The organism is Aurantibacter crassamenti, from assembly GCF_016811105.1.
Lineage (GTDB): Bacteria > Bacteroidota > Bacteroidia > Flavobacteriales > Flavobacteriaceae > Aurantibacter_A > Aurantibacter_A crassamenti.
The window spans coordinates 1,304,888-1,331,115 of sequence record NZ_JAFBGM010000001.1; the positions used below are offsets into that span (position 1 = coordinate 1,304,888).

The 26,228-nt window shown below is 33.9% G+C and carries 20 protein-coding genes and 1 tRNA gene; 11 read left to right on the forward strand and 10 right to left on the reverse strand.

Annotated elements, in window-relative coordinates; genetic code table 11:
* The first annotated feature begins 28 nt into the window (after positions 1-28).
* Positions 29-108, forward strand: a tRNA-Leu gene (locus tag JQC67_RS05455).
* A 147-nt stretch (positions 109-255) separates the two neighbouring features.
* Here the strand turns inward: JQC67_RS05455 and JQC67_RS05460 are convergent.
* The gene (locus tag JQC67_RS05460) at positions 256-1,395 is read right to left on the reverse strand and encodes a sialidase family protein (RefSeq protein WP_238934491.1); all 1,140 of its coding nucleotides are present in this window, start codon (positions 1,393-1,395) and stop codon (positions 256-258) included.
* Between the two features lie 306 nt (positions 1,396-1,701).
* Between JQC67_RS05460 and JQC67_RS05465 the strand changes: the two genes are divergently transcribed.
* The 5 genes from JQC67_RS05465 to JQC67_RS05485 all read left to right on the forward strand — a co-directional run bounded on the left by JQC67_RS05465 (position 1,702) and on the right by JQC67_RS05485 (position 9,185).
* Positions 1,702-3,057, forward strand: a complete 1,356-nt coding sequence (locus JQC67_RS05465; RefSeq protein ID WP_203251839.1) for a methylmalonyl-CoA mutase subunit beta — start codon at positions 1,702-1,704, stop codon at positions 3,055-3,057.
* Complete coding sequence (gene scpA / locus JQC67_RS05470) at positions 3,050-5,227, forward strand: methylmalonyl-CoA mutase (RefSeq protein ID WP_203253197.1); 2,178 nt, start codon at positions 3,050-3,052, stop codon at positions 5,225-5,227. The genes JQC67_RS05465 and scpA overlap by 8 nt, the downstream gene beginning before the upstream one ends.
* A 230-nt stretch (positions 5,228-5,457) precedes the next feature.
* Positions 5,458-5,865, forward strand: a complete 408-nt coding sequence (locus JQC67_RS05475) for a response regulator (RefSeq protein ID WP_203251840.1) — start codon at positions 5,458-5,460, stop codon at positions 5,863-5,865.
* A 133-nt stretch (positions 5,866-5,998) separates the two neighbouring features.
* Positions 5,999-7,855 (forward strand): PAS domain-containing sensor histidine kinase, encoded by a 1,857-nt coding sequence (locus JQC67_RS05480; protein ID WP_203251841.1) that lies wholly within the window; start codon positions 5,999-6,001, stop codon positions 7,853-7,855.
* 217 nt (positions 7,856-8,072) lie between these two features.
* Complete coding sequence (locus JQC67_RS05485; protein ID WP_203251842.1) at positions 8,073-9,185, forward strand: Gfo/Idh/MocA family protein; 1,113 nt, start codon at positions 8,073-8,075, stop codon at positions 9,183-9,185.
* Here JQC67_RS05485 and JQC67_RS05490 read toward each other — a convergent pair whose 3' ends face one another.
* The 6 genes from JQC67_RS05490 to JQC67_RS05515 form a co-directional block, all read right to left on the reverse strand.
* Positions 9,186-9,935 carry an SDR family oxidoreductase gene (locus JQC67_RS05490; RefSeq protein ID WP_238934492.1) on the reverse strand — a complete coding sequence of 250 codons (750 nt, stop codon included), beginning with the start codon at positions 9,933-9,935 and terminating at the stop codon, positions 9,186-9,188.
* Positions 9,935-10,891, reverse strand: a complete 957-nt coding sequence (locus JQC67_RS05495; RefSeq protein WP_203251843.1) for a 2-hydroxyacid dehydrogenase — start codon at positions 10,889-10,891, stop codon at positions 9,935-9,937. Before JQC67_RS05495 ends, JQC67_RS05490 begins: the two co-directional genes overlap by 1 nt.
* A 19-nt stretch (positions 10,892-10,910) precedes the next feature.
* Positions 10,911-11,729: a 3-keto-disaccharide hydrolase gene (locus JQC67_RS05500; RefSeq protein WP_203251844.1), complete on the reverse strand. Its 819-nt coding sequence runs from the start codon at positions 11,727-11,729 to the stop codon at positions 10,911-10,913.
* Positions 11,730-12,063: 334 nt separating this feature from the next.
* A complete protein-coding gene (locus JQC67_RS05505; RefSeq protein WP_203251845.1) occupies positions 12,064-12,399 on the reverse strand; it encodes a hypothetical protein in 336 nt (111 codons plus the stop codon).
* A 223-nt stretch (positions 12,400-12,622) separates the two neighbouring features.
* Positions 12,623-13,258, reverse strand: a complete 636-nt coding sequence (locus JQC67_RS05510; protein ID WP_203251846.1) for a response regulator — start codon at positions 13,256-13,258, stop codon at positions 12,623-12,625.
* A complete protein-coding gene (locus JQC67_RS05515; protein ID WP_203251847.1) occupies positions 13,248-15,251 on the reverse strand; it encodes a tetratricopeptide repeat-containing sensor histidine kinase in 2,004 nt (667 codons plus the stop codon). The genes JQC67_RS05510 and JQC67_RS05515 overlap by 11 nt, the downstream gene beginning before the upstream one ends.
* 200 nt (positions 15,252-15,451) lie before the next feature.
* Here JQC67_RS05515 and JQC67_RS05520 point away from each other — a divergent pair, with 200 nt between their 5' ends.
* The 5 genes from JQC67_RS05520 (at position 15,452) to JQC67_RS19180 (ending at position 21,602) form a co-directional block, all read left to right on the forward strand.
* Entirely contained in the window at positions 15,452-16,066 is a 615-nt protein-coding gene (locus JQC67_RS05520; RefSeq protein ID WP_203251848.1) for a porin family protein, read from the forward strand.
* 24 nt (positions 16,067-16,090) lie between these two features.
* Positions 16,091-16,513, forward strand: a complete 423-nt coding sequence (locus JQC67_RS05525; protein ID WP_203251849.1) for a hypothetical protein — start codon at positions 16,091-16,093, stop codon at positions 16,511-16,513.
* Between the two features lie 7 nt (positions 16,514-16,520).
* On the forward strand, positions 16,521-20,459 hold the full coding sequence (locus tag JQC67_RS05530) for a M4 family metallopeptidase (RefSeq protein ID WP_203251850.1): 3,939 nt from the start codon (positions 16,521-16,523) through the stop codon (positions 20,457-20,459).
* Positions 20,456-21,157: a fibronectin type III domain-containing protein gene (locus JQC67_RS05535; RefSeq protein ID WP_203251851.1), complete on the forward strand. Its 702-nt coding sequence runs from the start codon at positions 20,456-20,458 to the stop codon at positions 21,155-21,157. Before JQC67_RS05530 ends, JQC67_RS05535 begins: the two co-directional genes overlap by 4 nt.
* A 274-nt stretch (positions 21,158-21,431) precedes the next feature.
* Entirely contained in the window at positions 21,432-21,602 is a 171-nt protein-coding gene (locus tag JQC67_RS19180) for a DUF6747 family protein (protein ID WP_317198358.1), read from the forward strand.
* 167 nt (positions 21,603-21,769) lie between these two features.
* Here JQC67_RS19180 and JQC67_RS05540 read toward each other — a convergent pair whose 3' ends face one another.
* The 3 genes from JQC67_RS05540 to JQC67_RS19185 form a co-directional block, all read right to left on the reverse strand.
* Positions 21,770-23,464, reverse strand: coding sequence for a PD40 domain-containing protein (locus JQC67_RS05540; RefSeq protein ID WP_203251852.1), 1,695 nt, complete (start codon positions 23,462-23,464; stop codon positions 21,770-21,772).
* A gap of 120 nt (positions 23,465-23,584) precedes the next feature.
* Positions 23,585-24,217, reverse strand: a complete 633-nt coding sequence (locus tag JQC67_RS05545) for a response regulator transcription factor (protein WP_203251853.1) — start codon at positions 24,215-24,217, stop codon at positions 23,585-23,587.
* Positions 24,214-26,217, reverse strand: coding sequence for a tetratricopeptide repeat-containing sensor histidine kinase (locus JQC67_RS19185; RefSeq protein WP_203251854.1), 2,004 nt, complete (start codon positions 26,215-26,217; stop codon positions 24,214-24,216). The genes JQC67_RS05545 and JQC67_RS19185 overlap by 4 nt, the downstream gene beginning before the upstream one ends.
* Positions 26,218-26,228 lie beyond the last annotated feature (11 nt).

The window sequence follows — 26,228 nt, forward strand, 5'->3', positions numbered from 1 at the left end:
TTATAGTTTTGCATTCCTATTTTGAAATGCTCGAGTGGCGGAACTGGTAGACGCGCTGGATTCAAAATCCAGTTCTTCGGAGTGTGGGTTCGATTCCCACCTCGAGTACAGAAGGTTAAAGCCGAGATTTATATCTCGGCTTTTTTATTTTAGATACAACATGATTTTTAGAAAAAATTGCTAGAAGTTGTCTTAAACTTCAAGTTCTACTGACCTAATTAGCTTAATTATTTTCTATGCAACTAGGCCATAGATTTAGTAATAGACCCAATTTAGATCTATTTTGGTTAAATGGCTTTCTGTTAAATGAGCTGATTTGGTGCCTGCACAATACCCAAGCATTACAGAGTTGTCAATAAAATGCATAGCTGTATAGCAAAACCAACCTTCAGGGTTGCTGTCTATATTTTTAATATGTTGCCAACTGATACCCTCATCTTTTGAAATGGCGATGGTTAGTGGAATTCGTTGTTTAGCGATTTCTTTATTGGTTGATAAGTTGTTGTTCCAAACTGCTAATAGATCTCCGGTTGAAGGTATTCGTTCAATGGTTGCCGGCGAAACAGGTGAAACTAACTGACTTTTGGTTACATCGCTCCAAGTTTTGCCCCCATCTGTTGATTTAGAAAAAAGTTGGGTACCCAAATCTGTTCGTATAAACATTAAGAGGGAACTATCTTTTAGTAAAACCAATCCAGGTTCTTGAAAAGTTATACTATCAGGATTTGGTACGGATTTACTTCGCTGCCATGTTTTTCCTTGGTCATTCGAACGATAACAATAAATAATACCCTTCCCTGAAAACTTTCCGTTAGGTGAATTGTGTTTGGCTACAGCAAAAAACATTCGCCCATCTGAGCGTTGAATTACTCTGTCATTATTTAGAACAAAATAACCTCTATCATCTTGAATGCATGCTATAGGATTTTCCCATGTTTTGGCTTCATCATTAGATATGCGCATTATTGGTATGCAATCAGAATCTGAGTTTTTTCTTAAATAAAATAATGCAATTTGCCCTGTTTGTAGACGAAGGAGTGATACAGACATAATATTCATTCCGCCTTCATTTTTAAGTACAAGGGCATCTTTCTTGCTCCATGTTTTTCCGCGGTCATTCGAAATTCGGCTGGCTAAATAGGCTGAGGCGTGATCATTAGAGGAATCTCCATCATAATGCGTATAAATGAATAATAATCTACCATCTTTTAATTCAATAAAATCGCCTTCGCTATTTCTGGGGTTATTGTCTGTAGGACTCAATTTTAATACAGTCTGCGGAATTTCAGCGCTGGTACTGGGTTTCTGCGCTTCAATACTTAATACAAATTGAAAGAAGATAATAATGAAAATTAACCTCATTCTGTACGTGTGAGATACGTAATCGTTTTTCATTTTGTATTCAATTTTAATCATTATACAGTGAGATTAATGAATTGTATATTACATCCTTTCTTTAGAATTCATGAAATTATAAATAATAACCTTAACCATGAAAGTAAATAAGATTCAGTGGTTTTGTCATTGAAGGTGTTTTTGCTTACTTAATCTAACCATCATAAACTATAAATATCGTGCTATACAGTTTAAGTTTCTTAACTTCCGAAAGTAAGTGCTGTATTTTTTATTAATCCAATAGTTTGTGCTGAAAACTAAGTTTTTAAATATCTTTAAACTGTTTCAGTATCTAGAATTTATAAAATGCCAAAATTCTCATTATTTGATGATTTCCCGAAGATTTCTACCGCGGAATGGACACAAAAAATAGAAGCTGATCTAAATGGATTAGATTATGCTAGTACTCTAGTGTGGCAGTCTCAGGAAGGAATATCTGTACAACCGTTTTATACTAATGAGAACAGTGTTGCGCATGAAATTCGTAAAAAGGAAGAGGGTTGGTTAATAGGTCAAATTATTGAGGTAGCCGACGCTGAAAAGGCTAATTCGAGGGCGGTGATGGCTGTTGAAAAGGGTGCGAAAAGTCTAAGGTTCGTTATTCTAACTGAAGTTTTAGATTTTAATATTTTGTTGCGTTCTATCGATTTGAAGAATATCACTGTGCATTTTGATTTTCGTTATGTGACTGATAAAAACAGGCATTTGATTTTAGAGTTTTCGCGCGCAGTACATGATGTCTATATGCATTTTGATTGCGTTTCACACCTTGTGAAAAGGGGTAATTGGTTTGTGAATCAAAAGGCAGATTTTGATTTATTGAAAAATCTTTTGAGTACAGGTACCAATAAAGTTATCTCAGTAGATGCTACAGTATATCAAAATGCTGGAGCAACAATAACGCAGCAATTGGCATATGTTTTAGCACATGCAAATGAATATTTAAATCAGTTTGATACAGCTACTATCAATATTCAGTTTAAAGTCGCTGTTGGGTCCAATTACTTTTTTGAAATTGCGAAGCTTCGTGCTTTGCGACTTTTGTGGGCAACTTTAGCAAGTGAATATGGCATAAATGAAGAATGTTTTATTAGTGCAACCCCATCAAGGCGCAACAAAACCCTGTATGATTATAATGTTAATATGTTGCGCACCACAACTGAATGTATGTCTGCGGTTATAGGTGGTGCAGATATAATTTACAATCAAGCGTATGACGTAGTATATCATGAACCAAATGAGTTTGGTGACCGAATAGCCATAAATCAATTATTGATTTTGAAAAGTGAAAGTTATTTTGATAAAATTGAGAATGCAGCAGAAGGCACCTATTATATTGAGTCATTAACTCAAGAGTTAGCTGAAAATGCCCTAGTGCTCTTCAAAAAAATTGAAGCTTCTGGTGGTTTTTTAGAACAATTGAAAAAAAGTGTTATACAAGATGAAATAAAGGCAAGTGCGACTTTAGAGCAAGAAAAATTTGATAACAATGAGCTTATATTAATTGGGACAAATAAATATAGCAATGCATCTGATACAATGAAAGATGTGGTTAATGTCGGTCCTTTTTCAAATATTGATTTTGGTGAAACTGAAGTAGTGCCAATAGTTGAGAAGCGTCTAGCGGAAAAAATTGAACACAAAAGACTCAATGATGAGTAGAAAAAGTGTTCAACATATCGTCTTAAAAAAAACTGGTTCTAATACAAAACAGGTAGTAAAATTAGGTGAATCAACTTTTGAAACAGCTGAAGGAATTCAAGTGAAATCGTTATATTCTAAAGACGATATAAAAGCAATTAAGCATGTAGATTTTGCTGCTGGAATTCCGCCGTACCTACGCGGACCGTATTCTACAATGTATGTTAGAAAACCTTGGACAATTAGACAATATGCAGGGTTTTCAACTGCTGAAGAGAGCAATGCTTTTTATAGAAGAAATATAAAGGGAGGGCAAAAAGGACTTTCAGTTGCTTTTGATTTGCCTACGCATCGAGGGTATGATAGTGATCATGAAAGGGTAATTGGTGATGTAGGTAATGCAGGGGTAGCTATAGATTCGGTTGAAGATATGAAGGTCTTGTTTGCAGATATTCCTTTAGATAAGATGTCTGTGTCAATGACTATGAATGGTGCGGTCTTACCAATTATGGCTTTCTATATTGTAGCTGCTGAAGAGCAAAATGTGCCATTAAATAAGTTAAAGGGCACTATTCAGAATGATATTTTAAAAGAGTTCATGGTGCGTAATACATACATTTATCCGCCAAAACCGTCCATGCAAATAGTGGCTGATATTTTTGAATATTCCAGTGAGTTTATGCCGAAATTCAATAGTATAAGCATTTCAGGATATCACATGCATGAAGCCGGTGCCACTGCAGACCTTGAGTTAGCCTATACTTTGGCTGATGGATTAGAATATATTAGAACTGGCCTAAAAGCGGGTTTAGATATTGATGATTTTGCACCTCAGTTATCTTTTTTCTGGGGAATTGGAATGAATCATTTTATGGAGATTGCTAAACTTCGTGCAGGGCGAATGTTGTGGACTAAATTGGTAAAACAGTTTAATCCGAAGAATAAAAAATCATTGACCTTACGAACGCATTGTCAAACCAGCGGTTGGAGCTTAACAGAACAAGACCCATTCAATAATGTGGCTAGAACTACAATTGAAGCTGCAGCTGCCGTTTTTGGTGGTACACAAAGTTTGCATACCAATGCATTAGACGAAGCCATTGCATTGCCCACTGATTTTTCAGCAAGAATAGCTAGAGAAACACAGATGTTTCTTCAAGAAGAGACTCATATAACTAAAACCGTAGATCCATGGGCAGGCAGTTATTATGTTGAATATTTAACAGATGAACTTGCCAAAAAGGCATGGAATTTAATTGAAGAAGTTGAAGCCTTGGGTGGAATGACAAAAGCTATTGAAGCCGGAATTCCTAAAATGCGTATTGAAGAAGCAGCAGCTAAAAAACAAGCTCGAATAGATAGTGAGCAAGATATTATTGTTGGTGTAAATAAATATAAACGTAACGCTGAAGATGAACTTCAGATATTAGAAGTTGACAACAAAGAAGTGCGCAGAAAGCAATTAGAGCGGTTGGCTACTACCAAAAAGAAACGGAGTGAAAAAGATGTTCAAATTGCGCTAAGAAAGTTGACAGAAGCTGCTAAAATTAAAATTGGTGCAGATCAAAAAAGCAGCAATAACGTACGGTTGGTAGATTCTAATTTGTTAGCTTTAGCTGTAAATGCGGCCAGAGTTAGAGCAACATTAGGTGAGATAAGTTTAGCTTTAGAAGAAGTTTTTGGGCGGCATAAAGCAACAATTAATTCATTTTCAGGGGTGTATTCTAAAGAAATAAAAAACGACCATAGCTTTAAAAAAGCACGAGAAATGGCCAACAAGTTTGCTGAACAAGATGGCCGAAGACCACGTATTATGATTGCAAAAATGGGTCAAGATGGGCATGATCGTGGCGCAAAAGTAGTAGCTACTAGTTATGCTGATTTAGGTTTCGATGTAGATATTGGTCCATTATTTCAAACGCCAGAAGAAGTGGCAAAACAAGCAGTAGAAAATGATGTTCATATTTTAGGAGTATCATCTTTAGCTGCTGGGCATAAAACATTGGTGCCTAGAGTAGTTGAGGAGCTAAAAAGGTATAAGCGTGAAGATGTTATGGTAATAGTTGGTGGAGTGGTGCCTAAACAAGATTACCAATTTTTATTTGATGCTGGCGTTGTTGCGGTTTTTGGTCCGGGTACTAAAATTAGTGAAACTGCAATACAATTACTTGAAATTCTTATAGACGAGTAATATTTGAAATACTAATAAATTAAAATTTTTGTTAATTGAATGCCTTAAAGGTATAAACTAACTACTCAAGTTGTGTTGAATTTTACTTATTTGTAAATAAATTCATACATTTATTATAATTATTCTATATTTTGTAGTCCTAAAAACTTTCATTCTTCCTTTGAAAATTGAATAATAACCAATCGAACTAGAATATTATTTTCTAATTCACTTTTAATAGAAATTAACAGATGCCAAAACAACTTGAATCAATTTTATTATTAGATGATAATTATTCAACAAACTTTATCCATAAAAAGTTTATCGCCTATGCTAATTGTGCTAAGAATGTTGTTGATTTTCAAAGTGGAATAGATGCGCTAGAGTATTTAAAAATACCAGAAAACCCGATTCCAGAATTGATTTTTATTGATATTAATATGCCTATAATGAGTGCATGGGAATTTCTGGAAAATTACAGTGAATTAGAAAGAGAAGATAAAGACAATGCGGTTATCATATTATTAACAACGTCCTTGAGTCCTAAAGATGAAGAAAAGGCAGCGAATATCGGTCAAATAAATGGTATTTGGTTAAAGCCCTTGTCCGAAGAAAAGATTAATGCCATTATTCAAAAATACTTCGAAATAAACGATTAATATTCAGATACATACAACAAGATAAAAATATTTCACAACAGGTATTCGTGTTTTCCCAACATAAGAGTATTAATTTAATGTGATAATCATATATTGTAAGAAAAATACTATAAAAAGTAAATAATTCTACATAATGATTAAAAATAATCCCATTTCTAATTTGAACTTAACCTGGTTAGAGCAAGTCCCATCTTCCATAGCTCTACTTGATACAAATTTTTGTTTAATTGATGCTTCAGAACAATGGTTTAGTAAGTTTTCATTCTTAAATAAAGATGTAAAAGGACTGAATATTTTGGACATTTTTCCTGGATTATCAGATAATTGGAAAACAAAATTAGAATACGCATTAGACGGGTTAAAGGATATTCAGATTATAGATAAGGGAGTTATTGAAGAAGGAAATGAAAGTAGTTTTATTTGGTATTTAAATCCATGGAAAGATGGTTATGGTAATAATATAGGGGTAGTAGTTAGTATTAAAGATGTAACAGAGACTAAGAAGTTACAAATAGAGCTAAATCATACTAATAAGCTCTTAAGACAAAATGGGAATATTGCAAAAATTGGAAGTTGGGAATTTAACGTTGAAAAAGAGGAAGTGTTTTTGTCTCCTAAAGTTAAAGATATTTTTAAAATCCAACATAACTCACTACTGACTTTAAGAACTGCGATTAACTTTTTTAAAAAAGGGTCGTCAAGAGATAAAATGGAAATTTCAATTCATAAAGCTATTAATAGTGGTACTCCATGGGATGAAAATTTAGAAATAATTTCAGCTAACGGAAGTACGATTTGGGTAAATGCTATAGGAAGACCTAAGTTTAAAGATGGAAAATGCGCTCGGATTATAGGCACGATACAAGATGTTACTTCGAAATTTGCAGCTATTAAAAATGAAAAGAAAGAGGCGGTAGAATCAAATTTTGAGTATCAACAATTTTTTAAGGCATCACCAATAGGAATGGCTGTTACAGATTATTCAACAGGTAAGTTTCTTGAAGTTAATGATGAGTTCTGTAATGTGACTGGGTATAGTTTTGAGGAGTTAATAGGTAAATCGTATAAAAGTTTTCAACTTTTAAGTGATGCTTCAGATAAATCAAGCATGTTGAAACAATTATCTGTTACTAATATGTTTGAACTAACTAAATTGAATTATACAGCTAAAAACGGAGAAGAGCGTAAAATCAATTTGTTCGGTAGAATAATTTCAAACTCTAATGAAAACAAAAGGATAATTACTACGCTAGTTAATGTTTCGGCTCGTAATAACCAAAGTGAAAATTTGCTTAAACAAGTAAATGATGCGAATGAAAATGTAGATAAGTTGGTGAATTTCACCCACATGGTTTCTCATAATTTAAAAGGGCACGCTACTAATATTACTTTATTGTTGAACTTTATAGAAAAGGAAGATTGTGAAATTGAGCGAAAAAAATTGTTGTCAATCTTAAAAGATGGTAATGAGAACATGACGGAAACTATTAAAGGTTTACGTGAGATAGTATCCATTAGTAACAACAATAAACTAAAGAAAGAATTCTTGGTTGTTAATGATTTTATATATCGTGCAGAACAGCGTTTGACAGGTCTAGTAAAGAATGAAAAAGCAAAAATAATTAATGAAATTGGTGACGATTTTGAAATAAAAGCATTATCGGCTTATCTTGAGAATATAGTAGTAAATTGTTTGTCTAATGCTATCAAGTTTCGAAAGCCTGATAAGATTCCAGTGGTAATAATTAGTGCAGAAAAGAATAAAACACATTCGATATTATCTATCGAGGATAATGGAATAGGAATTGATTTAAATAAGAATGGAAATAAGCTATTCAAACTCTATAAAACCTTAGGTAATAATGGAGAAGCAAGAGGAATGGGATTATATCTTACCAAATACCAAGTCGATTTAATGAAAGGCAAGATAGAAGTTGAAAGTACCTTAGGTGAAGGAACAACTTTTAGAATATTTTTCCCAAACAAATAAACTTAATGTTTGAAGAATTTTTTTTTATTAGAAGACGAGTGAGAGATTTTGAATTCACCCCGAGAATTTAAAGCACAATTAAAGTGCTGAAAACCCTTCTTTTTTAAGAAGGGTTTTTTTAATGCTAAGATTTTTTTTAATATATCATTAAATATCAGAGATGTACAATTGTTTCGAATAAGTTAAAACACTATTTTTAGAACAAATAAGATACACTATGGGTTCAAGAAGAAGTTTTATTGAAAAGGTTACGGTTTCAGCAATAGGTGTTCCACTAATATTTAATTCCTCTAAACTTTTTGCTGCTGTAGAAGAGCCATATGATGGTCCAGTTTTGCGAGTAGCAATTATGGGCTTGGGCAGTTATGGTAGTCGTGTTGCAAAAGCAATGTTGGAGTGTAAAAAGGCAAAGTTAGTTGGGGTCATAAGTGGCACTCCATCTAAAATAAAAGACTGGCAGTCAAAATATAGCATTCCAAAGAAAAACTGTTATAACTATGAAAATTTTGATGCCATTAAAAATAATGATGACATTGATGCAGTATATATAATTACCCCTAACGGATTGCATTGTGACCAAACACTTAGGGTGGCCAAAGCAGGTAAGCATGTAATATGTGAAAAACCAATGGGGATAAATGCCGAAGAAGGTCAGAAAATGGTTGATGCTTGTAAAGCAGCTAATGTTAAACTTCTTATAGGGTACCGTATGCATTATGAGCCAAAAACAATGGCCTTAATTAAAATGCGTGAAAATGGAGAGTTTGGTAAACCTAAATTTTTTCAAGGACAATCTGGTTTTGTAATTGGTGATCCTACACAATGGCGACTGAATAAAGAACTTGCAGGTGGTGGTGCCATGATGGATATTGGTATCTATTCAATCAATGGTGCCAGATACATTTTAGGTGAAGAACCTATATGGGTCACTGCGCAAGAAACTAAAACTGATCCTGTTAAATTTAAAGAAGGTGTAGATGAAACCATTCAATTTCAAATGGGCTTCGCAAGCGGAGCGGTAGCTAATTGTCTTTCATCATATAACATTGGTAATTTAGATAGGTTTTTCATGTCAGGTTCTGAAGGTTGGTTAGAAATGAAACCATCAACAGGTTACGGACCAATAAAAGGTCGTACGCATAAAGGTGAGTTGACTCAACCGCACTACACACATCAAGCTTTACAGATGGACGGTATGGCTGAACTAATTTTTGATGGTAAACAACCCTTAGTGCCTTTAGATGGTGAAGAAGGGGTGAAGGATATGAAAATTATTGATGCTATTTTTAAGGCTACAAAAACCGGAGGTAAAGTTGAATTAAGTCTGTAATTAGCCTCTACCGAAATAGGGCATTTGATTTGCCATAATGGTTATAAAGGGCACATTTGTGTCTAAAGGTAAACTGGCCATATATACAATAGTACGGCCAATATCATCAATGTTCATTGTTGCTTCTATTTTTGTTGAGCCATCTGCCTGAAGAATTCCCTTTTCAATACTTTGTGTCATGGCGCTAGCGGCATTGCCAATATCAATTTGCCCGCATGTAATATTGTATGGTCTGCCGTCTAAGCCCGTTGCTTTGGTGAGACCCGTAATTGCATGTTTGCTAGCAGTATACGGTGCTGATTGAGGCCTAGGTGTATGTGCAGAAATAGAACCGTTATTGATTATTCTACCACCTTGTGGATTCTGATGTTTCATTATTTTGAACGCTTCTTGTGTGCAAAAAAATGCCCCAGTTAAATTGGTGTCAATAACATTTTTCCAATCTTCTAAACTTATTTGTTCTAAGGGTATAGCGGGTGCATTAGTACCTGCATTATTAAAAACTAAATCTAACCGGTTGTACTTTTCCTTTGCTTGCCGAAAAAGTTGTGCAACACTTTCTTTATTGGTAATATCAGTAGGTGCAACCAAAGTGTTTTTATTTTCACATAGTGTAGCCGTTTCTTGAAGTTGATTTTCACGCCTACCAGCTAAAATGACTGTCCAGTTATTTTGGTTTAAGGCTATTGCTACGGCTCTGCCAATTCCTGAGCCAGCTCCGGTTACGATTGCAATTTTAGTTTTACTCATTATACTTGGTTGGTTAGTGTCTCTCCTCTCGAGAATTGAATGATATTCCATGCAGCAAGCCTAGACATTTCATTGCGAGCTTCAACGGTTGCTGAACCAATATGAGGCAATACGGCAACATTTTCCATATTTAACAATAGATTGTCTGCTTGCATGGGTTCAGGGTTGGTTACGTCTAAACCTGCTCCCCAAATAGTTTTGTTATTTAATGCCTCAATAAGATCAGTTTCATTATGAATTCCACCCCTGGCGGTATTAATAAAAATAGATGAAGGTTTCATTTTTGAAAAGGCCTGGCTATTAAACTTCTCTTTGGTAGCTTCAGTGAGGGCGCAATGAACTGAAACGATATCGCTCTTTTCTAATAATTCATCAAAAGAAACATATGTGGCATTTAATTCTTTTTCTGCTTCCCTATTCGGTTTACGATTATGGTATAACACTTTCATGCCATAGGCGCCAACACAACGTTTAGCAAACTCAATACCTATACGCCCCATACCAAGAATGCCTACAGTTTTTCCTTTTAGCTCTACTCCTAAATTGGCCTGTGGTCGAAAATGTCCCCATTCATTGTTTATTATTTTCTTGTGCATGTGAAACATTTTTCGCGATACTGCCAACAATAATCCAAAGGCAATGTCAGCAGTAGCATCTGTCATGGCATTGGGTGTATTTGTAACTGGAATGTTTAATTCAGTAGCTTTTTTTACATCAATATTATTATACCCTACTGCAAATTGTGAGATTAGTTTAAGGTGTTTGTTTTGTTCAAGAAAATCGGCATCCAAATTATAAATACTTGCAGAAAGTAGAATATCATTTTTCTTGGTGGCTGCAATAAGTTGTTCTTTACTCATCGGTAAATCTTCAGTCCAAGTAGTGACTTCAAGACCTTCTTTACGAAGCATTTCTATTCCCAATGAAGGAAAATTTAAAGAGACTAATACTTTCATTTTCAATGTAATATCGACGTTAATACTCTAGTAGTTCTATTTTTCTAAAGTCAATCGGGTGGCTGTTTGACTGAAAAGAAATGTATCCACTATCCACTGTTAGGTCACCATCTTTTATCAATTCTTTTGCGAATTCATTTTCAGGGTCATAAGTGGGGTTTGAATAATTCATGATTTCTTCTCCATTGACAAAATGTTTCATTATACCATCTCTGACATCGATTTCTACGGTTACCCATTGATCTCCGTGAAAAGTTCGAGCTACTTTTGCGGGGTTGCAAAAAGAGGTGCTTTTTGCGCCATCGATTTCTACAAATGTGCCAATCCCACAAATTGCACCCAAGGGTCTATCATCGGTGCCGTTGCCGCCATGAAGATTATATTCTAAACAAATAGGAAAACGTTGATTTAGTTGTACAGTGTTAGGTGGTTGGGTATGAATTTGAACGCCACTATCACGATAACCCCATTCGGGTGCTCCAGAAGCAGTTTCGCCTACAAATCGGTATTCCACTTTCAATCTATAATTCGAAAGTTCTTTGTCGTAAAAGAGTGCTCCAAAACGCTCACCTAATTCAGGGCCGTACTGATCATAGCGAATGCTCAAGATGCCGTCTTCAACCCTAAAAGTGTTGCCAAAATTTTCTGCTAACGGATATCCATTTATTTTCATGGTCCAGCCCGATAGGTCTTTACCGTTGAAAATGGGTGTCCATTCACTCTTTGGTTCGTCTTTAACTAATTCCGATTTTTTTGATTGTTTTTCTTTACAGGATGTTGATAGAATTAGAATTAATAAAAATAATATTCTAAAGTGTTTGGTTTTAAGTATGAGCATTTTGCAGTATTTTTTTTGGAAAATTTTCCTACTAAAAATAGCAAATTAATTACGAAGTAGTGGTGAAACGAGAACTGGTTTTAGAAAGGCTTCCAGATTTTTGAATTTTCTTGTTTTTAGGATATCTCTTATCTGCTTAAGTAATATGGAGGAAACACAATATTGAGATTTTTTTTATTAGTATTATTCCAGTTAAATATTGTGGTGTTTTAGGCCGTTTTAAAAACGGTTATAGTTTGAAGTATTCGAAAGAATGTGAAAACAAAGGACTCCTAAATTTGTTTCAAAGGAAATAGATAAAGGTTGCTTAAAAATTTCCGTTTCCCAGAAGGTGTTATTGAATGCTATTTTTTAAGTGCATTGTGCCAATGATAATAATGATTACAGGAAGAATCATGTAGTATATAGAACTGACTTCCATATGAAATAAAAGCATTTGGTTTAAGACAACAAAAGCAGCATAGAGATAAATTGCCCATCTTTTCATGTGCCAGAATGCAACCATACAAGCCATAATGATTAATGCTGAAAGAATTAAATAAGGAGGGTACCAACTATCAATAAGATAATTGGGCATGGTGTAAATGGAAAATAAAACAAGTAATACTGCAATAAAGCCAAGCGTACAAATAATTTTTATTGCTAAAGGTTTTTCCTTTTTATTTATCATGAATTGGCTGTTTTTTTTGCCATGATATTGCGGGGGGTATGTCGTGTTTGGTGGATAATTAAGAGTTCTACGTTTCTCTAAACAAAAGCTTTCAATGAACAAGATGTAAAATTCATTGGACACTTGAAAAAAAAGCATAAAAAATACCAGAAAACCAGTAGAGAAAAATACCTAAAAGCAGGTAATTTTTTGGGAGAGTTGTATTTGGTGATAGCTGGGTTTGCTAAATCAACTGTTTCTCAACAGCAATTTTTATAAGTGATGCCGCATTAGAAACTTCTAATTTTTGCATTAGATTTCGCCTATGCGTTTCTACTGTAAGCGGACTAATAAATAACTCATCAGCTATGGTGTTAGTTGTTTTGCCTTCTGCAATTAGGGTTAGCACATGTTTTTCTCTACGGGTTAGCTTTGGTAAGTCTCGACTTTCTTGTGTAACCGAATCAGCAAGAATTTTTTGCACTTCACTGCCAAAATAAAAATTACCTTGGTGAACTTGAGTAATTGCATTCACCAACTCATCAGCCGTAGCATTTTTAAGTAAATAGCCTTTTACGCCATTCTTAATCATTTGATTTATAATGCTTGGTTCGCTATAGGTGCTAAGCCCTATAATGCCAATATTTGCTCTAATATTAAGTATTTTGGTGACCATTTCTACACCATTAATATCAGGTAAATTGACATCTAATAGAATAACATCAACAGTGTCTTCTTTTAAAAATGAAAGTGTGTCGGTTCCATTTACAAAATGTGTTTTAATAGCAACGCGGTCATCATCACCTAACAAGGTTTTAAGACCTTCAATCACCATTGGGTGATCATCAACTATCAAAGTGTTTATAGGTTTATGCTGCATCTACGGTAATTTGAACATTAACAGTGGTACCTTCATTTTTTTCAGAGTGAAATTCTAAATCACCTTTTAAATAGGCTACTCTTGTGCGAAGATTAGAAAGCCCCATTCCTCCTTCTTTTTTAATATTGTTTTCTTTGCTGAAGCCTACGCCGTTATCTTCAACGGTAATATCAACTTTATTGCCTTCTCGCATATATTGAACAAGTACTTCAGAGGCATCAGCATGTTTAATGGCATTATTAATAAGTTCTTGAATCACGCGATACATTGTTACTTGTTGATTTAGACTAATGCCTTGATCGGATCCATAGAATTGTAAAGTTACTTTTGTGCCACTACCCGTCATACTACTGCAATAATCTTTAAGCGCAGCTTGTAATCCAAATTTCACCAATGTTTCTGGCATCATATTACGGGCAATTGAACGCAATTCTGTCAAAGAATCATCAAGGTCTTTCATGACCTTTTGTAACTGTACTTTTGGATATTCTTTTGGTTCGTCTTTGTCTAGTTTCGATAAATTAAGACTAATACCTGATAATCTTCCACCCAGGCCATCATGCAAATCAATCGCAAGACGTTTTCGTTCTTTCTCTTGACCTTCAATCATTGCCGAGAACACCTTATTTTCTTGTTCTTGTTTTAATTTAGAAACTTCTGTTTTTTGTTGAATTTCTTTTTTTCTTGCCTTTCTAAGCTTAGAATTATAACCGTAAAATCCTATAAATAATAGTAGTGCCAATATACTTGCTATTGTGCCTAGTAAATAGCTTTGTGATTTTCGCTTCTCAAGAGCTAAGGCAGATTCATTTTTCTCATTTTTTAGTAAAAGAATCTCTTTTTCTTTGTTAGCAGTTTTATATTGCATTTCAAGCTGCTGCATAGAATGATCTAATTTCACTACGCGAAGAGTGTCGCGCGCGCTTACATAACCTTTTAGGTAATCATAGGCTCGTTTGTAATTATTTAATCCAGCTTCATAATTAGCTAGTCTGTAATATGAACCTACTATTTCATCGCTAGTGTGATTCGTGTCATTAAAGTTAATATACTTTATAGTATATGTTTTTGCATTGTTAAAATCACCCATTTTCTCGTAGATATCCGCATATCTTTGATAAAGTAATTTTATATAATAATTTGTTTTATTTTTTTTACAAAAATCATATGATTGGTCTAGAGCTTTAAGTGCTTTTTTGTATTGACCTATTTTGCCATAGTATAAACCAAGCTCACCGTAATAGGGGCCTTGATAGAACGAGTTCGGTATCTTATCTAAATTAACTTTAGCAATATCAAGTACTGATTTCATTTGTTCTAGTGAATCCAATTCAAATAAACAAGAGGTGAAAGAAAGACTGTGATATAGCATGTCTTCTGGTGTGCCTACTTCTTCATACTGTTTTTGGCTTATTTTAAACATTTCATAAGCTCTATTAAAAAGAGAAAGGTTTCCATATTTTATAGCTAGACTAGCATTAGCATTCGCTACAAATATTTTATCGCCCATTTGTTGAGCAATGGGTATTGTCATTGCAATAATTTCAATTTCTTTTTCTACGTTGCCTTGATAACCATGAGCAACACCTAAATTATAATTACCACGTAACCAGATTTTCATATTTCTTGCAGAAGAGTCTTTTGCTATCAGTTTATCAGCAAAATTATTTCCTATTAAAAAATGTTTTATTGCGTTATCTGAGTCAAAATAGTCAAGATATCCTCCCGCCACATTAATATTTGCATCGGCCATACCTCTTAGGTAGTTATTCTTTTTGCTTAGCGCAATAGCCTTAAATCCATATTCAAAGCATTTTAAAGAATCTACCCCTCCGTAACTACGCGCCAGTTCGCTCATAATATTAACACGCGTTGTGTCATGCTCTGCTAATGTCAAAGCACTTTCTAAGCTATCAATTCGCACTTCACGTCCGTTTTGGGCAGTAATCGCAAATGATAAAAAAAGTAAGAATAGCAATACTATTGAACGCATTTCAGTATTTGGTTTTTGACTTATCGAGAGCCAATATACATTATCCATATGGTAGAATAAACACCACCTAATCAATATACTGGAAAACCAGTAGAAAAAAATACAAACAACGTGGTATTTCACAAACAAGCTTTTCAAAATACCTTGCTACCATCAAATTAGAGAAATTTTTAATTATAAATAACAAAGAACATTTAATTATGAAAAAAGTACTTATAGTAATGGTAATTGGGTTTTTAGGTTTTAATGCACAAGCTCAATTTGGGGTAAAAGCTGGTTTGGGAGTTTCTAGTTGGACTCTAAAAGATAGAAATACAAATGCTGGTCAAGAGTTGTTTAATGCAGGTTTTGCTTTTCATACTGGTTTTGGTTATGAAATAGAGCTAGGCGACAATGTATCATTAGAACCTGGGTTATTATATTCACAAAAGACCTTTAGTATTGAGTCAACCAATGCAACTAATTTCACGAAAATAAAAACGTCTTTTGTTGAAATGCCTGTAAACGTTAAGGTTTATGTTGTAGATTTAGGCGATGCGGCTAGACTTTATGCAATTGGTGGTGGCTATGTAGCTTATATGCTTTCTGCAAAATCTAATGGCAATAAACTGAATATTGGCAATAAAAGCTCTGATATCTATAAGACATTAGATGGCGGTTTGAATATTGGCGCAGGGGTAAAGTTATTTGATTCATTAAACATTGACTTTTCTGGGGGTATAGGTATTACTAATCTATCAAGTGATCAATCAAATGGTTTGGTAAGTAAATTGAACGTGGTTAGATTAACGGTGACGTATCAGATTGGCGGATAATAAACTCATGTAAAAAATAAATAGATGAAACTGACACTTTTGTTCTCTAGTATTCTTGTGCTTTCTTTTTTAGGATGTAAATCACAGCAGTACACTTTTGAAGAATTACCTGAAAAACAATTAATTTTTGGTTCTGGTGGGGGAATGACAGGTGCAGTTGACTCATATTGGCTTTTAGAAAATGGACAGATTTTTCATTCCAATTCTTTAACAAAAGAAGTGAATAAGCTAGAATCAATTTCGAGAAAGGAAGCAAAAACGTATTTTTTGAAATTAAAAGAGCTATCATTTGCTGACCTTGATTTTAACCATCCAGGCAATCATTATTATTTTTTAGAAGAAGTTAACCTAGATAATAGTTATAAAATAGTATGGGGGTCAAACAATCATGAAATATCAGATGAGTATTTAGATTTTCACAACCAGCTTAAAGAACTAATCAAATAAACCTGTTATGCAAAGAAAACTACAAATACTAACATTTGTTTTTTGCACTTTTTTAACGCTTACAATTACAGCGCAAGATACTTTTGATGATAAAAAACATCAAAAAGGCACATCAGCTAAGGCTGGTATGGTGAAAAAGTTTAAAACACTACAGATAGCAAAAGATAAAAATGAAAAAAGCTTAAAAACTGGGCGCACAAATTTTCAAATGCCTTCAGTTTTTAATAGGGGTTCAATTGGTTCTAAATATGAACATCAAGTACTTAATAAAACGGAAAAGGGCTTACCATTATTTATAAAAAGTGAGGCAAACCAAGAGTCAGTTTCATTAATAGGAAAACAATCTGTAGAAAATGTAGCCAAAGACTATTTGGTAGATGTGAAACATTTACTTCAAATTAACGACCCTACTTCTGAGTTTGTAGAAATTTCAAGTAAGATAGATGGTTTAGGTCAAACCCATATTAAAATGCAACAAGTGTTTCAAGGGGTAAAGGTTCATGGCAGTGAGGTGGTATTGCATTTAGATAAGAGTAAAAAAGTAAGTGCCCTAAATGGTAGAAATCAACCAACACCAATTATTAATAATACAGTGCCAAAATTATCAATTACTGATGCATTAAAGCAAGTTGAAATAGATTTAGGTGTTGTGTTGAATCAAAATAGTTCAGCTAAAAACAATTCCTTTTTAACTGATACTGATTTTGAAGAAGAACTATTAATTTATCCTTTTGAAGGTGAGTACATTTTAGCAAGACACTTAACGGTTTATCCGAATCTTATGGATCGTTGGGAGTATTTTGTAGATGCACAAACTGGTCGAATACTAAATAAATATTATCATACCTGTACGTTTTATAATGACTTAAAAAAAGAGAATCATTCCCATTCAGCAGGGTTTACACCTCCTTCAAATGGTAATGGTAATGATTTAAATGGGGTAAACAGACAGCTTAACACCTACAATATTGAAGGGGTTAATTATTTGATTAACACTTCAGAATCAATGTTCAATGCAGCACAATCTGAATTACCTGATAACCCAGTCGGAGCAATTGTAACCTTTGATTTAAAAAATGAAGCTCCAGTTGAAGGTGTTACAGTTTTTCATGTGACATCCACAAGTAATAACTGGAATAATCCTACTGCAGTTTCAGCTCATTATAATGCTGAGGTTTCTTATGAATATTTTAAAAATACATTCAATAGAAATTCGATTAACGGCCAAGGTGGTACTATTATTTCTTTTATTAATGTGGCTGCGAATGATGGCGGTGGGTATGATAATGCATTTTGGAACGGAAAAGCAATATTTTATGGTAATGGTAAAGTTGCCTTTTCTCCTTTTGCAGGTTCATTAGATGTTTCGGGTCATGAAATGTCTCATGGTGTTATAGGGGCTACAGCAAATTTAGAATACCTGAATCAGTCTGGTGCAATTAATGAATCTTTTGCTGATATTTTTGGAACAATGATTGATCGTGATGATTGGTTATTGGGTGAAGATATTGTTAATAGAGACTATTTTGCTTCTGGTGCAATGCGCGACATGCAGAACCCTAATAACGGTGTAAGTTCTAATGAAACAGGTTGGCAGCCAAAAGACATGACCGAATATTATACGGGTAGTGAAGATAATGGGGGGGTTCATCTTAATAGTGGTATTGTCAATAGAGCCTATTATTTGGTTGCAACTGATATAAGTAAGAATAAAGCAGAGCAAATTTACTACCGTGCCTTAGAAACGTATTTAACAGTATCATCACAATTTATAGATCTTCGGCTTGCTGTTATTCAATCAGCCATAGATTTACATGGTGATAATTCACCTGAAGTAATTGCTGTTAAAAATGCATTTGATACGGTAGGTATTACTGATGGTGAAGGCACTGATATTGATAAAGATATTCCTATTGCGAATGGCGATGATTTTATTCTAAGTCTTGATATCGATGAGCAAAACCCTAATACATTATATGTTTCTGATACAGAGGCAACAGAATTTCTTCCATTAACGACTACCAGAATTTTTAGAAAGCCAAGTGTAGCTGATGATGGTAGTTTTGCAATATATGTAACGGAAAATAACACAGTAAATGCCATAAGCTTAGATTTAAATAATGTTGAAGAGACAGTAATTTCAGAAGAACCTATTTGGGCTGCCGTGTCACTATCAAAAGATGGTACTAAGCTTGCTGCGGTTTTGAATGACCAGTCGAATGTTATATTTATTTCTGATTTAGTAAATGGAGATTCAAGGTCTTTCGAGTTGTATAATCCTACTTCTGCAGATGGTGTTACTACGGGGGAAGTATTATATCCTGATGCATTAGAATGGGATTATTCTGGGCAATATCTTATTTATGATGCATTGAATAGTTTGCAAAATAGTGATGGTCAAAATATTGAATACTGGGATGTTGGCGCAATGAAAGTGTGGGATAATCAGAGCAATAGTTATGCTAATGGTAGTATTCAGAAAATATTTACCAATCTACCAGAAGGTGTTAGTATTGGTAATCCTTCGTTCTCTAAAACTTCAGGTAATATTTTAGCCTTTGATTATTTTGACACGTTAAACGGTGTGTACGAAGTGATAACGGCCAATATTGAAACAGGTGAAGTCAAAACGGTATATGAGAATAATAAATTGGGTTTTCCAAATTATTCAAAAACCGATGATAAGATAATATTTGATACCTTCAATGGTACTAGTGAAGATATATTAGCCATTAATATAGCTGCTGATAAAATCAGTCCGTCAGGCAATGCGTCGGGGTTAATTCCAGATGGTAAATGGGGTGTTTGGTATACAGTAGGTTCTCGTAGTACATTGAGTAGTGAAAAAGAGATTACTGATTTTAGATTTAACATAACTTCTCCTCCAACGGTAGCTTCAATTAGTGGAAATGTGATCTCTGTAAATCTTCCAAACAATATTAATCCTGGAAATTTAATAGCAACGTTTGCGAATTCAGCTAGTGCTACAGTTTCTATTTCTGGTGTAAATCAACAGAGTGGTGCAACTGCAAATGATTTTAGCAATTCAGTTGTCTATACGGTAACTGCTGAAGATGGGTCTACTAAGAACTTTACAGTAAATCTTGGCGAGGGCATTCCTAATAATCCTAATGACGATGATAATGATGGTGTGCTTAATGCAGATGATCAGTGCCCAAATACACCGTTTGGTGCAGCAGTTGATGTCGCCGGGTGTCCAATTTTCTCATTACCTAACAACAATTTTAGTGTGGCTGCTAAAGATGAATCGTGTATTGATAGCAATAACGGTAGTATCACTATTGCGGCACAAGCAAATTACAATTATACAGCAACACTAACCGGAAGTGCGGTTAGTAAAACAGATAGTTTTACGAGCTCAGTTTCTTTTTCAGATTTAGAAAGCGGGTCTTACGTTGTGTGTATTACAGTTCAAGGTGAGACGGGGTATGAAAGTTGTTTTGATGTGAATATTTCTGAGCCAGAAGCACTCTCAGTGAGTTCAAAAATCAATCTAAGTGCTAAATCGGTTCAGTTAAATTTATCAGGTGCTGATGAATATGTCATTTCATTTAATGATGAGGTGATTGTGACCAGTAAGTCAGAGTTGACTATCCCTTTGAGAGCCTCTATGACAAAGTTGACTGTTAAAACCGATAAAATTTGCCAAGGTTTATATGAAGAGAATTTTGATTTGAACGATGTAATTATTGTATATCCAAATCCTGTAAAAAGCGGAGAAATTTCAGTAGCACTTGGTAAAACGTATGAAAAATCAGTACCAATACAGTTGAATACTTTTGATGGTAGACTGGTTCTGCAAAAGAATATAGCGCCAAATACAAGTGAGATTAAACTTGATGCTGAAAGCCTAACTGCGGGAGTTTATGTGTTATCAGTTCAGGTAGACGGAGAAGCAAGAACATTTAAAATAATAAAACAATGAGAGTAATAAAGTTAACAATGTCGCTGCTATTACTATTGATTTTAACTGCATGCCCCGGAAGTAAGGATGATGGCTCTGTTATTGACCCAATTGGCGATCCAGGTAGTGTGAATTTGGTTTTTCCGGAAAACAATTCTGAATGCACAGAAGGTGCTGCAGTTGGTGATTCTCAAAGTACAATAACCTTTCAGTGGGAAGCTGCACAAAATGCTAATAGCTATGAGGTAAATCTTAAGAATCTTGAAAATGGTGATACTCAAAAAACAGAATCAAATACGAATGATGTTGATATTACACTAAAAAGTAATACACCGTATGAATGGTATGTTGTTTCAAGAAGTAGTAATTCAGAAGTTGCACCAGCTAGTGCTAAATGGAAATTCTATAATGCCGGTGCTGGAGTGTTGAATTATGCGCCATTTCCTGCGGCAGCAGTTAATCCAAAAAGAGGTGAATCTATTGCTGCTACAACTTCCGTAACGCTTGAATGGCAAGGTGATGATGTTGATAATGATATAGCCGAATTTGAAGTGCTTTTTGGAACAATAGCCACGCCCGATACAAGTATAGGAGCAACTGTCCAAAGTTCAATAGCTACAAATATAGTTTCAGGACAGACTTATTATTGGCAAGTAATAACAAAAGATAAAGCAGGCAATACTTCTCAATCGGAGATTTTTAGTTTTAAAATTCAGTAATCAATAGTGTTGTGCTAACAATTAAACAGTAGTTGTTTTCTGTTAGTTATGTTATAATTGAAATTCGATGCGATGTCAGATTTTGAGTTAGTTTGGTTGATACCCTGCGTTAAACTTTTTAATGTGGGGTTGTGCCAAACTATTGATGTTTAAATTACTTAAAAAAGTGTTTTTTAACTAAAATATCCGTTGTTTAGCCAGTATTTGGACAAATCCTTTAGGGTAGCATAACCTTTGTGTTGTTATAAGTATGTAACGATAAAATGAAGAGGTTATGAAGACAACATTACTTATTAAGGAGATTTATTTAGAAGGATTTAGAAATTTGGGGAGTTATATCCAAAAGAACTATATGAAGGTTCTAGCGTGGTTTAGTTTCTTTTTAATTTTAATAAGCCTTTATGCATTGATATTTAGAATATCTACAGGATTTGCATTTGATTAACATCAAGGCTAGTCCAAATTACAAATTAAGGATAAAAAGCACCTTGCGGAGCGCAAGGTGCTTTTTATTGAAATAATTAGATAGAAAGTCGCAATTTTTTATCATGAAAATTTCTACTAGATATAGCCAAAATGAATATAGAAGCGTTGGTAGATAATTGTCCACACTTAGAATTGTTTTCTAAAAGTTCCACCAAAAGCATTAATGTTTGTGGTAATCGGTCCTGTTTTACTAGTGGCTATCTCCACCCACCAAATTTGATTATTACCTAAATTGGAGTCCGCTTTACTTGGAATGAAAAGCGAATAAATAATATAATTACCATCATTTGACCATGATACATTAGGATAAGCGCTGCCGTGGTCTACCAAAACAAGTTCCTTTATTTTTCCTGTAGTTATATTTATAGTTTTTATAGCTTTTGCATATGTTGATCCAACAAAATCGCCCCCTCGCTCCATAAAAACAAGACTATTTCCGTCTGGAGACCAGTCTACTACATCAAATAAATCAGAATTACTTTCGTAAACAATATTTGAATGAATAGTGCCGTCATTGGATACATCGGCTACCTTTAAGTATGATCCATTTACATAAGAAAGCTTTCCGGTAGATGACCAAGCTGCATTGAAACCTTCTGTGTCACTACTTAGAACTTTGCCATTTTCATCAATAATGTAAATTACGCAGTAGTCATCCGATACATTACTTAGGCTTCGATTATTTCCGCAAACAGTCAATGCACCTCTTTTTCTATAGGCGTCCCATGCTACTCGTTTGACTTCTAGGTCTAATGCATCTTGATTGTAGATAGACCCATCAAATTCAAATCTTCCTGGGCTTCCTAAAGTTTCAAACAAAAGCGTTTCATCTCCGGTTGCTAAGTTAATGCGATATAATTCAGTTTGACTATTCGGTATTATTTGTGAGTCAGTATTTGGCAAAGGGTTAAAAACCGTTTTGCCTAGAGTGATTTGTTTGTCATCAAACCAGTAGGGAATGCTCGAAATAACCTCTGTTGAAATATTATCGTAATTCACTAGGTTACTTCCATTTAACTTCATGGTTGAAGCGACTTGAGTGTCTGAGTTAATGAATAAAATTTCATCGTTCCCAGGATAGTTTAATAAGTTAGATGGCATCGGTTCGGGTTGGGTAACTTCCTTTTCGTAGCTAACTTTAATTTTATCAATTGATAGTGTTATGTTTTCCAAATCGTAATAAGTGGATGAAACATCAAAGTAGAGCCATTTAGGCGGCAATTTACCTAAATAAGCCTCAATTTCATTTTTATCCAAAGACAATTTTATAAGTGTCCAATCAGTTCCAATAATATCACCATGTGTATTTAAGAACTGCACACTTTTACTTTCAAAACCATCATAAATTAAGGTGTTCCCTAAAAGAGATACTCCTAAAGGATTGTTTAATAGTGTTAATGGGGTTGATGCTTTTACATAGAAGGAAACATGGATTTTATCGGGAATACTATCAATATTCAATGGATGATATGCATTGGCGTATAAAGTGCCAAATGATCTATTGTCTAAATCGCATTTATTTTGACTGCTTAATTCTAAATAATTCGCGCCGTCTCGGGCCTCTGTTGATTCTATTATTGTCGATGAACCACATAAAATCCATGTATTGTCATTTTCTTCAAAGCTTCCATTGGCAAGAAGATTCTCAATTATAGCAGCTTTTTCTGGAAGTTGATCTGGGTCATATGAAGAAATATCTGAAGTGGGAATATTTGCGCTACCACCTTCATTGGGTTTATGCGGTTCTGATATTGGACTATCTTTTTGACAGCCTGTTGTTAAAAAGGTTAAAAGTAAAAATATCAACAATCGATTTCTCATAGCTATTCTCTTATAGTTTTCTATATACAATATGTAGCATTATGAGATTACAAGAAAAAAAGAGCAAAAAAATACTCGAAAACCAGTAGAAAAAAATACTTGAGAATGAGTAAGTCAGTATTATATTAATTTTTGTTCAATTGCAATTTTCACTAATTGCGCAGCATTAGTTACTCCCATTTTTTGAATTAAGTTACGACGATGGGTTTCAACGGTTAGCGGACTAATAACTAATTTTTTTGCGATTTGTGGTGTAGTGATACCCTCTGATACTAAAATTAAAATCTCTTTTTCACGGCGAGTCAATTTTGGAATTGCATTAGTATTAAAAATTGAATCGGCCAAGATAGTATGGATTTCACCGCTAAAATATGATTGACCCTTATGAATTTGATGTATTGCGGTAACCAGTTCTTTGGATGTGACATTTTTTAATAGATAACCCTTAGCACCATTTTTAATCATTTGTTTTACAATACTAGGGTTGTTGTAAGTGCTAAGACCAATAATTTTAATGTGAGGGTGTTTTTTTGTGATTTTTTTACAAACTTCTACGCCGTTCATGTCTGGCAAATTAACATCTAGCACTATTACATTGGTAATAATTATTTTTAAAGAAGAAAATAAATCGGCTGCATTATTAAAACATTTGATAACCTCAATAGAATCGTCTTCACCTAAAGAAGTACGCAATCCTTCTATCACTAACGGGTGGTCATCAACGACTATTACCTTTATTTTTTCTGATTTCATATTTTTTCGATTAGTACGTTAACAGATGTGCCCTCATTAGTTGATGAATGAATATCCATTTTTCCATTTAAAAAATGAACACGATTTTTGAGGTTTGTAAGTCCCATGCCTCCTGTTTTATTGAGTTTGTTTTGTTTAAACCCTATTCCATCATCTTCAACAGTAATATCTATTTTGTCTTTGTCATGAATAAATTGTACTAATATTTCGGTAGCCTGGGCATGTTTTAAAGCATTGTTAATTAGTTCTTGAATAATTCTATAAATAGTCAATTTTGTATTTTGTTCTTTAATTTCTTCCGTGTTGTAAAATTGAAGTATAATATTCGTGTCTTTATCCTTTAGAGTGCTGCAATAATCCTCTAAGGCTGCTTTAAGACCATATTTTAACAGTGTTTCTGGCATTAGATTTTGAGCTACTCCTCGTAATTCTTGTAAAGAATCGTTAATGTTCTCAAGAATGTCATCTAATTCAGGCAGTTTTTTTGTTGTTTTTGCGATTTCCGAAAGCTTTGATAATTTGATGCTGATACCAGATAATCTTCCACCAAGACCATCATGAAGATCCGCAGCAAGTCGCTTTCGTTCTTGTTCTGCACCTTCCATCATTATACCAAATAAATTCCGATCTTGTTCTGATTTTAAATTTTGAATTACTTGTTCTTGCTCTTTTTGTTTTAATAAATTCTTTTTTTGTCGATTTCGATAAGTTAAATAACCCGAAACTAGTAAAAAAAGCATAGTACCAAGTAGTATAAAAAGTAGGTAGTTTTGTGATTTTTTTTTCTCAAGGTCTAAATCTGTTTTATCATTTAGTATTTGTAGTTCCGCAATTTCACGGTCTTTTTTTTCTTTTTGATATAACTGTTCTAAGCGCGCTGTCTCTTGAATGATTTCGTCTCTTTTGATACTATCATTGGTGTTAAAAAATGAAACAGCATACTCCATGCCTTTTTTATAGTTTTTATCTTGGTATTCATATTTAGCAAGCTCTTTCAATGCATATAAAGCGTCGGGTTCATTTTTGCCTGAAGTGGCTTTATAGAATTTAAGCATATATGCCTTTTCTTTGGCAGTATCCCCCATTTTTTTATATAGTTCTGTATATTCTAAATATTGTTGTGGTAGGGCACCGTAAAATTTTTTTTCTTTAATTAGTGCGGTTGAAATATCATATTCGTTGAGTGCCGCTTTATAGTCTTCTTTTTCTAAATAGTATTCACCTAGTTGTTGGTGGAGTAAATGCCACCTAGGAGAGTCGGGTGTCTTTTTAAGTATTTTCTTAGCATTATCTAGTTCCTTTTTAGCTGCTTCTAATGAGTCCATGCTCATAAGACTGCTAGAAAAAATTAATCGATCTGTTGCAAATTGAGAATAGGCCTCAGTTCGTTCATAATTTTTTTCATTTCCTTTAAAATATTGATATGCTTTTTCGAAATCACCATTATTAAAAAACGTAATTGCAATGTTAGAATTGATTAAAGCTAACACTTTATGATTTTCATATTTTTTTACAATAGGAGCTAAATCTGTCAGATAGGTGAACTCTTCATCATTTCTTCCTTGATTTCCAATACTAGCAGCAAGGTTTAAAACAGTATTTGCCCAAAGGTCTATTAGCTTTTTTGAAGAATCAATTTTCATTTGGTTTTCAAAAAGGATTTTTGCTTTCTTATAATAATTTTCTGAAATGCTCATTTCACTATAGTCAAACTCTATATATCCTATTGTGGCGTAAGCTCTAGCTAAACCAAAAGAATCTTTACTTTTTTTAAAGAAGGAAAGCGCTTTATGAGCACTATCGTATGCTTTTACTGAGTCGAGTCCAGAAGCAGCTCTTGCAATATCAAGTTGTGTGTACGCTCTTTGAAATTCAGTATCATATAATCCTAATAAATTCTCAAGACTGTCTATTGTAGCTAATGAACTTTCCTGTCCAAATGACGGGCTAAGTATCCAACAATATAGCAACATAAATAATTTGATAATTCTTAAATTCACCTAACAATATT

Excerpts from the sequence above, each read along its gene's own strand:
- JQC67_RS05525 (WP_203251849.1), top strand. The coding sequence starts at position 16,091 with ATGAAACTGACACTTTTGTTCTCTAGTATTCTTGTGCTTTCTTTTTTA.
- JQC67_RS05465 (WP_203251839.1), top strand. The coding sequence starts at position 1,702 with ATGCCAAAATTCTCATTATTTGATGATTTCCCGAAGATTTCTACCGCG.
- JQC67_RS05545 (WP_203251853.1), bottom strand. The coding sequence starts at position 24,217 with ATGAAATCAGAAAAAATAAAGGTAATAGTCGTTGATGACCACCCGTTA.
- JQC67_RS05460 (WP_238934491.1), bottom strand. The coding sequence starts at position 1,395 with ATGAAAAACGATTACGTATCTCACACGTACAGAATGAGGTTAATTTTC.
- JQC67_RS05500 (WP_203251844.1), bottom strand. The coding sequence starts at position 11,729 with ATGCTCATACTTAAAACCAAACACTTTAGAATATTATTTTTATTAATT.
- scpA (WP_203253197.1), top strand. The coding sequence starts at position 3,050 with ATGAGTAGAAAAAGTGTTCAACATATCGTCTTAAAAAAAACTGGTTCT.
- JQC67_RS05485 (WP_203251842.1), top strand. The coding sequence starts at position 8,073 with ATGGGTTCAAGAAGAAGTTTTATTGAAAAGGTTACGGTTTCAGCAATA.
- JQC67_RS19180 (WP_317198358.1), top strand. The coding sequence starts at position 21,432 with ATGAAGACAACATTACTTATTAAGGAGATTTATTTAGAAGGATTTAGA.
- JQC67_RS05505 (WP_203251845.1), bottom strand. The coding sequence starts at position 12,399 with ATGATAAATAAAAAGGAAAAACCTTTAGCAATAAAAATTATTTGTACG.
- JQC67_RS05490 (WP_238934492.1), bottom strand. The coding sequence starts at position 9,935 with ATGAGTAAAACTAAAATTGCAATCGTAACCGGAGCTGGCTCAGGAATT.
- JQC67_RS05515 (WP_203251847.1), bottom strand. The coding sequence starts at position 15,251 with ATGCGTTCAATAGTATTGCTATTCTTACTTTTTTTATCATTTGCGATT.
- JQC67_RS05510 (WP_203251846.1), bottom strand. The coding sequence starts at position 13,258 with ATGCAGCATAAACCTATAAACACTTTGATAGTTGATGATCACCCAATG.
- JQC67_RS05540 (WP_203251852.1), bottom strand. The coding sequence starts at position 23,464 with ATGAGAAATCGATTGTTGATATTTTTACTTTTAACCTTTTTAACAACA.
- JQC67_RS05480 (WP_203251841.1), top strand. The coding sequence starts at position 5,999 with ATGATTAAAAATAATCCCATTTCTAATTTGAACTTAACCTGGTTAGAG.
- JQC67_RS05520 (WP_203251848.1), top strand. The coding sequence starts at position 15,452 with ATGAAAAAAGTACTTATAGTAATGGTAATTGGGTTTTTAGGTTTTAAT.
- JQC67_RS05530 (WP_203251850.1), top strand. The coding sequence starts at position 16,521 with ATGCAAAGAAAACTACAAATACTAACATTTGTTTTTTGCACTTTTTTA.
- JQC67_RS05495 (WP_203251843.1), bottom strand. The coding sequence starts at position 10,891 with ATGAAAGTATTAGTCTCTTTAAATTTTCCTTCATTGGGAATAGAAATG.
- JQC67_RS05535 (WP_203251851.1), top strand. The coding sequence starts at position 20,456 with ATGAGAGTAATAAAGTTAACAATGTCGCTGCTATTACTATTGATTTTA.
- JQC67_RS05475 (WP_203251840.1), top strand. The coding sequence starts at position 5,458 with ATGCCAAAACAACTTGAATCAATTTTATTATTAGATGATAATTATTCA.